Origin of the sequence: uncultured Chloroflexus sp. (assembly GCF_937129525.1) — a bacterium.
GTDB lineage: Bacteria > Chloroflexota > Chloroflexia > Chloroflexales > Chloroflexaceae > Chloroflexus.
In genome coordinates this window covers 1-1,299 of sequence record NZ_CAKZNK010000055.1, presented here as the reverse complement: position 1 = coordinate 1,299, position 1,299 = coordinate 1, and the positions used below count along the sequence as shown (strand labels likewise).

Below are 1,299 nucleotides of genomic sequence, written 5' to 3'. Positions count from 1 at the left end.
CGATCAGTTCAGTGCGCGGTGATCCAGGCGTAAAGACGGTCAGATCCACGCCGAGTGGAATGACGTGGATTGGACGAATGACACCGCTGGCGACAAACACCTCACGCCCCCAGTGAGTTGGCGTCCAGACTTCATCCATCAAATTAGCCTGCGCCACCCAATCAACCGGCAAGCGGTCGGTCTCGAGCATGGTAAAACCGATCCGGTAAGAGCCACTATTTTTACAGAACAGCTCACCGCGACCGTACACAACCTGCGGCACATTGAGGCGAATTGGCAGCCGTTGCAGCGCGCGAATGGCCGGTGGAACAACCCCATACGCGCGCTCAGCAGCGTCGGCATCAAACAGATAAAGTGGCCGCACTGCTATACCGGCATCAGACAGCGCAGCAACGATTGCGCGCGATGAGCTGCTATAACCGGTTGGAGACGCAAAGGTTGAATGCCAGACAAGATCGGTCATAATCGCGCCTCAAGCGCAGCAACCTGCTCAGCTAACTTCTGCCGCGCTGTTCGTTCAGCATCCAGATGAGCGATCAGGCTCTCAACAATTCGGGTCAGCGTCGCGTGGGTAGCATTGATCTGAGCGAGTTCTGGCTCACACAGTTTCCAGGCCAACCAGCGGCGCAACCGGGCGATGAGCGAGGTTGCTGGTGGCGGAGTAATCGCCCAATAAGCATGCAACATCTGCACCTGTTCAGCCAGATACCCATCGCGGAGCAACAGCTCACTAATCTGCGCCAGTTGCTCAAAGCTCACCGCCGGACTATCAAGCGCGCGGGCAAGAGCGCTGACGAGAGCTTCACCCTCTCGCGGTTTGACCAGAATGGGGCCAATGTGTGGCATACTTCCTCTCGTTATTTACTGAAATAATGCAAGATGATCGCGAATCCAGCCGACCATCCGCGACACCCCTTCACCGACTGAAATCTTTGGATACCAGTCCAATTCCTGGCGAGCCAGGGTAATATCGCTAATGTACACTGGCTGATCGCCAGGCCGCCAATCACCGTAACGCACCGGAATCGCGCGTCCAATCAGACGACTGAGCATAGGCCCGAACTCAGCCCAGATCGACAGCGCATTCTGCGGTCCACCACCAATATTGTAGATGCGTCCGCTCACCTGGTCGATGCGCTCAAGCGCGGCCATGTAGGCAGCGATCAGGTCATCGACATACAGCATATCGCGCACCTGCTTGCCATCACCGTAAATAGTAATCGGGCGTTCAAGCAGGGCAGCAATAGCAAAATGGGCGGCCCAACCCTGATCTTCGACCCCAAACTGGCGCGGGCCATA

Annotated in this window: 2 protein-coding genes and 1 pseudogene; all 3 read right to left on the bottom strand. The window is 56.7% G+C overall.

Translation table 11 applies throughout. The features are described from left to right. Positions 1 to 463 (bottom strand): annotated as a pseudogene (locus tag Q0650_RS06095) (glycosyltransferase family 1 protein); the annotation flags it as partial. Further along, positions 460 to 846: a hypothetical protein gene (locus Q0650_RS06090; RefSeq protein WP_298816955.1), complete on the bottom strand. Its 387-nt coding sequence runs from the start codon at positions 844 to 846 to the stop codon at positions 460 to 462. The pseudogene Q0650_RS06095 and the gene Q0650_RS06090, both read right to left, overlap by 4 nt. A 15-nt stretch (positions 847 to 861) precedes the next feature. Further along, positions 862 to 1,299 (bottom strand): NAD-dependent epimerase/dehydratase family protein (locus Q0650_RS06085; protein WP_298816954.1); only part of this gene is annotated, 438 nt, incomplete at its 5' end.

Excerpts from the sequence above, each read along its gene's own strand:
- Q0650_RS06090 (WP_298816955.1), bottom strand. The coding sequence starts at position 846 with ATGCCACACATTGGCCCCATTCTGGTCAAACCGCGAGAGGGTGAAGCT.